Below are 6,064 nucleotides of genomic sequence, written 5' to 3'. Positions count from 1 at the left end.
CGACCTCGTCTACGTCTCCAACGCCCCCTTCACCGAGGTCCAGAAGGTCCTCTCCGTCTTCTCAACCGTCACCGCACCGGTCTCGGCGGCGGCATCGGTCTACAGCGTCTCGCGCTGACACGAAAAAGGGGACGCTCGCTGCGCCCCCTCCCTTCGTTCGCCGACGTACCCGATCCTAGAAGTAGGACTTCAGCGTGCCGCGGCGGCGGACGTCCAGCGTGGCGCAGTGGAACGAACCACCGAACGGGCCGTAGGACAAGAACGGCGCCGGGATCGGATCGAACCCCCAATCCTTGAGCGCCTTGATCAGTGTCGGCTGGCTCGCGTCGACGACGATCTTCTTCTCGTCGAGCGCCAGGACGTTGATCGACGTCCAGGGCGAGCACATCGAGATCTTGCTCATGAAGCCCTCGACGGGGTCGGGCCGGGGCGCGATCAGCACGTCCCACTTCTTCAGGACGGCGGGCAGCTTCTCGACGTCGATGTAGTCCGGGTTGACCAGCACCTTGCCGGGCGCCAGCGGCATGAACGACGAGTCGATGTGCATCGGCTGCGGGCAGCGGCTCTCGATCTCATGGACCCGGAAGCCGGAGCCGAGGTGGCGGCGCAGCCACTCGATGCCCATCAGGTTGGTCACGTTGGAGCGCGTCACGAAGATGTCGCGGCCGCAGCGCACGAAATCGGCGGCGTCGAAGACCGGCTCGAACTCATTGACGGTGAACTGCATCGGTTCGCCGGCCTTCAGGTTCGGCACCCGGTAGTCGTAGTTGTAGAGTTCGTCCGTGAGCTGCGGCCGGGGCGCCGAGGTCCAGCGCGCGCCGTTCCGGAAGTACTCCTTGAACAGCGAGCGGTAGGCATCACCCTCGAAGTAGCGCGAGCGCCAGCACATCGGGCTCTCGATGATCTCGTCGCCGATCACGAGGTACGGATCGCGCGGGCAGGCGACGCAGAAGCCGCGGGAGGACCAGCGCGGCGCCTTGTACTTCCGCGAGAAGTCGAGCGAGTCGGGACGGCGGATCTTCACGCCCTCGCCGGCCAGGATCGAGATGAAGTTGTCGAGCTCCTTCTGCGCGAGCGTCTTCATGAACTTCGGGTACCGGAACCCGGACGCGAAGCGATAGAACGGCTGGGCCGCTCGCGGAAGGTTGAAGATGACCGTCAGGTGGTGTGTCGGAATGGTCGCACCGTCGAGACTTCCGACGATGACCTCCTCCAGCGGGTCCCACTCGTTCCAGGCCATGACCGGAGAGCTCGGCGCGGGATCGCGGGTCGCCCCGTAGGCGCTTCCGGCGTAGCGCTCCACCTGCGCGTCGTCGTGCACGACCTCACCGGTCGTGATGTGTGATTCGCGGTCCATCGAATTCCGTTCCCCTGTCCGCCCCGACGGCTGATTCTCGGGCCTTCCGCCCTGTGCCGCTTTGGTTCTGACTGTGTCTCCGGGGTGATAGACAACGGTTCCCAAAGCTGCAACTTCCGGAGACGTTCACCGTTTCCGACGGTTTTTTCCGGTCGGAAACACGGCGGATCTAAGCTGCGATTCGCTGTGCTGCTGGCCGAAAGGGGCCCATGAAACGTCTCACGACATTGGCCCTGATCGCCGGTCTCTGCACGGTCGTCGGCCTGTTCCTGTCCTCGGGACTGGAAGACGTCGCGGCTGCTGTGGTCAGCGCCGGTTGGGGTGCCCTGATCGTGGTCGTCGCACGCGCCGTCGCGGTGGCCTGGGCCGGCCTCGGCTGGTTCGTGATCTTTCCGGCAGCGGCGCGCCCGACGCTCTGGGACTGCATGACCCTGCGCTTCGTGCGTGAGGGCATCAACACGCTCCTCCCCGTGGCCCAGGTCGGCGGCGATTTCGTCGGTGCCCGGCTCCTGACCAAGCGCGGTGTGCCCGGCGGAATCGCGGGCGCCAGCATGTTCGTCGACCTGATGACCCAGGCGGTCACCCAGTTCCTGTTCACCGTCGCGGGCGTCCTGCTCCTGGTCTGGATCGCCGGCGATGGTCCGATCGTCCGGACGGTGGCGGGCGGTCTCGCCCTTGCGGCGCCCGCCCTCGGAGCTTTCTACCTGATCCAGCGCCGGAGCGGCCATCAGGTCATCCAGGCCCTGGTCAGCCGCTTCGCCGGCTCGCGCGAATGGCGGGCCCTCGGCGCCATCGACGTACTCTACGACAGCCTGAAGCGTCTCTACGGCAACCGCGGCCGCGTCGCCGGTGGCCTTGGCATCCATCTGATCGGCTGGTTCATCGGCACGGTCGAGGTCTATGTCGCCCTGCATTTCATGGGCTATCCGGTCAGCATCGTCGAGGCGGTGGTGATCGAGAGCCTCGCCCAGGCGGTTCGCGGCGCGGCCTTCGCGGTCCCGGGCGCCCTCGGCGCCCAGGAGGGCGGCCTCATCGCGCTCTGCGCCATCTTCGGCATCCCCGCTGAGGCGGCCCTAGCGCTGTCCCTGGTCAAGCGTCTCGCCGACCTTCTGGTGGGTGTTCCCGGCCTCTTCGCCTGGCATGCGCTGGAGGGCACCCAGGCCGTCGAGCCGGTGGCGGCGGAGGCGCGGGCCGAACCCGCCCTGCGGCACGACCTTCTCGTCCCGGTGCTCGCCAATGACTTCGGCAGCCGCGCTCGCGCCGAGGCCGATCTGGGAGATCTCAAGAAGTGCGCCTGAATCGCGTCGTTCTCGCAGCCCTCCTCTTCGGCCTGCTGCACCTGAGCCCGACCGCGCGCGCGGCGGACGATGCCGCGGTGGAGTCGATCAGCAAGATCTATACGACCTTCGAAGCGGCCCTGAAGGAGGCTCCGAAGGATGTCGGGGCGCGTGCGGCCAGCATTGGTCCCACCCTGAGCGAGACCTTCGATTTCCCGGCCATGATCCGCCTGGCCGCCGGTCCGAAGTGGAAGACCTTCACGCCGGAGCAGCAGGGCGCGCTGACCGAGGCCTTCGGCCGATACTTCACCGCGACCTATGCCACACGACTCGCGCAGGCGGCCGGCGGCAAGTTCACGGTGAAACCGCAGAGCGAAGCGCGGGGTGCCAACCGCGTCGTCCAGACCGAAGTCGCCAACAAGGACGGCGACACCTCCCAGGTCGATTTCCTGGTCGGTTCCGGCAACCGGGTGCAGGACGTTTATCTCAACGGGAACGTCAGCGAAGTGGCGAGCCTGCGCGGCAGTTTCGCCGAGCCGCTGAAGACCGGCGGTGCGGACGGCCTCCTCACATTCATGCGCGATCGCACCACGGGAATGCTCGCCGTCAAACCAGCGCCTTAGAGTCGGGTGAAACACGCCGGACTTTGTTCCTCTCCCCGCCTTCGACGATTCGCGCCGCTCGCTACCGCGGCACTCTCACGAGACCCGTGACCGAGCGATGCCCTTCATGGACCTGACCTGGCTCTCGCACTTTCTGCCGCTGATCGCCCTGGTCGGCTGCTTCTACGGCCTGACGGCGGCTGCCCTGGCCACGCGGTTCGCGCGGAAGCCCGAGCCGAAGCTCGGATCCACGGTCCCGACGGTCACGATCCTCAAGCCCCTCTGCGGGATCGAGCCGAACCTCTACGAGAATCTCGAGACGTTCTGCCAACAGGCCTATCCGGCGCCGGTCCAGATCGTGTTCGGTGTCCAGAACGCCGCCGATCCGGCGATCCCGGTGGTCCGCCGGTTGCAGGCCACCTATCCGGCGGCTCGCCTGGATCTTGTGATCGACGCCCGCCAACACGGTTCGAACCGCAAGGTCTCGAATCTGATCAACATGTCGGCCCGCATCGCCCATGACGTCGTCGTCCTCGCCGACAGCGACATGGTTGTGAAGCCGGATTACCTCGCCCGCATCGTCGCTGCGCTGGGCCAGCCGGGCGTCAACGGCGTCACCTGCCTCTATCACGGTGTACCGGCGCATCGGGGCATCTGGGCCCACCTCTCTGCGCTCGCCATCGATGTCCAGTTCCTGCCCAACGTGGTGATGGGGACGTCCCTCGGCCTTGCCAACCCGTGCTTCGGCTCGACCATCGCCTTCAGCACGAAGGCGCTGGCGGCGATCGGCGGCTTCGAGGCGTTTCGGGACGATCTCGCGGACGATTATGCCATCGGCGAGGCCCTGCGCGCGCAGGGCGGCCTCGTGGCGATCCCGAGCTTCAGCATCGGGCACACCTGCGTCGATACCGACCTGGCGAGCCTGTGGAGCCACGAACTGCGTTGGAACCGCACCATCCGAAACGTCGATCCGGCCGGATACGCCGGTTCGTTCGTCACGCACGCCTTTCCGCTGGCCCTGATCGGCGCGCTGATTCCCGGGGCTGGCACCACTGCCCTCGCGGTCGCCGCCTTCGCGCTCGCCTGCCGCATCGTCCTCTGCGTCCGGCTGGAACGTGCCTTCGGCCTCGCCGCGCACCCCTACTGGCTGTTGCCGATACGTGACATCCTCTCCTTCATGAACTTCACCTGGAGCTTCGTCTCAGGTGCGGTGACATGGAAGGGCCACGATTATCGCGTGGTTGCAGACGGTACCTTGATCCCGGAGACGACGCTCGGCCGCGATGCTGGTGCATCGTCGCTCTGACCTTCGCCTCGACCCTCGTTTCATCTTTCCCCTGATCTCGCTGAGGCCTTGAACCCCATGCGCACCCTCTTCCTGCAGGCCCCCACCTTCGACGGCTTCGATGGCGGCGCCGGCTCCCGCTACCAGGCCAAGCGCGAGATCAAGTCGTTCTGGTATCCGACCTGGCTCGCTCAGCCGGCCGCTCTGGTGCCGAACTCGAAGCTGATCGACGCCCCGCCGCACAACATCAAACTCGACGAAATCGTCGCGCAGGCGCACGATTTCGATCTCGTGGTGCTTCACACCTCGGTTCCGTCGTTCAAGTCGGATGTGAAGACCGTCGAGGCGCTGAAGGCCGCCAACCCGAAGCTCATCGCCGGCCTGATCGGCGCGAAGGTGGCGGTGGACGCCGCCGGCTCCATGGCGCAGGCCCCCTGCATCGATTTCTGTGCCCGCAACGAGTTCGACTTCACCGTCAAGGAAGTCGCCGACGGCACCCCGATGTCCGAGATCAAGGGCTTGTCCTATCGTGATGCCAATGGCGTCGTGGTCCATAACGAGGACCGCGAGATCATGACGGACATGGATCAGCTGCCGTTCGTGACGTCGGTCTACAAGCGCGACCTCGAGATGGAGAAGTACTTCATCGGTTACCTGAAGCACCCCTACATTTCGTTCTATTCGGGCCGTGGCTGCAAGTCGCGCTGCACCTTCTGCCTCTGGCCGCAGACGGTCGGCGGCCACACCTATCGGACCCGCTCGGTCGCGCACGTGATCGAAGAGATCAAGTACTGCCTGAAGGAATTCCCGCAGACGAAGGAGTTCTTTTTCGACGACGACACCTTCACGGACAACCTGCCCCGCGCCGAGGAGATCGCTCGCGAGCTCGGCAAGCTCGGCGTGACCTGGTCGTGCAACGCCAAGGCGAACGTGCCCCGCGAGACCCTGAAGGTCCTGAAGGATAACGGCCTGCGCCTGCTGCTGGTCGGCTACGAGTCCGGCAACCAGAAAATCCTGAACAACATCAAGAAGGGCATGCGCGTCGAGGTGGCCGAGAAGTTCACGAAGGACTGCCACGAACTCGGTATCGCCATCCACGGCACCTTCATCGTCGGCCTCCCGGGCGAGACGAAGGAGACGATCCAGGAGACGATTGCCTTCGCCAAGCGCATCAACCCGCACACGATCCAGGTCTCGCTGGCCGCGCCCTATCCCGGTACGTTCCTCTACAAGCAGGCCGTCGAGAACGGCTGGCTCGACGTCGAGAATGCTGAACTGGTGGATGAGAACGGCGTTCAGATCGCGCCGCTTCACTATCCGCACCTGTCGCATACGGAAATCTTCGCGGCCGTCGAGGAATTCTACAAGAAGTTCTACTTCCGTGCGCCGAAGATCGCCTCGATCGTCTCCGAGATGGTTCGGTCCCCCGACATGATGAAGCGTCGCCTGCGCGAGGGCGTGGAGTTCTACCGCTTCCTCAAGGAGCGTCAGACCAGCGCCGCCGCCTGAGCGCGACGCCAGTTCGATGTGAGACGGCCGGGCT

The 6,064-nt window shown here is 65.5% G+C and carries 5 protein-coding genes; 4 read left to right on the top strand and 1 reads right to left on the bottom strand.

Going from position 1 to position 6,064, the window contains the following annotated elements; all coding sequences use genetic code 11:
* Positions 1–175: 175 nt before the first annotated feature.
* Positions 176–1,357, bottom strand: coding sequence for a hypothetical protein (locus ASF18_RS10225; protein ID WP_056351233.1), 1,182 nt, complete (start codon positions 1,355–1,357; stop codon positions 176–178).
* Between the two features lie 209 nt (positions 1,358–1,566).
* Here ASF18_RS10225 and ASF18_RS10220 point away from each other — a divergent pair, with 209 nt between their 5' ends.
* From ASF18_RS10220 to hpnJ, 4 genes are all read left to right on the top strand, one after another.
* Positions 1,567–2,655: a flippase-like domain-containing protein gene (locus tag ASF18_RS10220; protein ID WP_056222921.1), complete on the top strand. Its 1,089-nt coding sequence runs from the start codon at positions 1,567–1,569 to the stop codon at positions 2,653–2,655.
* Positions 2,652–3,257: an ABC transporter substrate-binding protein gene (locus tag ASF18_RS10215; RefSeq protein ID WP_348271394.1), complete on the top strand. Its 606-nt coding sequence runs from the start codon at positions 2,652–2,654 to the stop codon at positions 3,255–3,257. Before ASF18_RS10220 ends, ASF18_RS10215 begins: the two co-directional genes overlap by 4 nt.
* A gap of 106 nt (positions 3,258–3,363) precedes the next feature.
* Positions 3,364–4,542: a bacteriohopanetetrol glucosamine biosynthesis glycosyltransferase HpnI gene (gene hpnI / locus ASF18_RS10210; RefSeq protein ID WP_056351263.1), complete on the top strand. Its 1,179-nt coding sequence runs from the start codon at positions 3,364–3,366 to the stop codon at positions 4,540–4,542.
* Between the two features lie 57 nt (positions 4,543–4,599).
* Positions 4,600–6,030: a hopanoid biosynthesis associated radical SAM protein HpnJ gene (hpnJ, locus tag ASF18_RS10205; protein WP_055951775.1), complete on the top strand. Its 1,431-nt coding sequence runs from the start codon at positions 4,600–4,602 to the stop codon at positions 6,028–6,030.
* The last annotated feature ends 34 nt before the right edge of the window (positions 6,031–6,064 follow it).

It is taken from the genome of Methylobacterium sp. Leaf89, assembly GCF_001422215.1.
GTDB lineage: Bacteria > Pseudomonadota > Alphaproteobacteria > Rhizobiales > Beijerinckiaceae > Methylobacterium.
The sequence above is the reverse complement of the archived record's forward strand: the minus strand, read 5'-3'. Positions and strand labels throughout refer to the sequence as shown.

Excerpts from the sequence above, each read along its gene's own strand:
- ASF18_RS10225 (WP_056351233.1), bottom strand. The coding sequence starts at position 1,357 with ATGGACCGCGAATCACACATCACGACCGGTGAGGTCGTGCACGACGAC.
- hpnI (WP_056351263.1), top strand. The coding sequence starts at position 3,364 with ATGGACCTGACCTGGCTCTCGCACTTTCTGCCGCTGATCGCCCTGGTC.
- ASF18_RS10220 (WP_056222921.1), top strand. The coding sequence starts at position 1,567 with ATGAAACGTCTCACGACATTGGCCCTGATCGCCGGTCTCTGCACGGTC.
- hpnJ (WP_055951775.1), top strand. The coding sequence starts at position 4,600 with ATGCGCACCCTCTTCCTGCAGGCCCCCACCTTCGACGGCTTCGATGGC.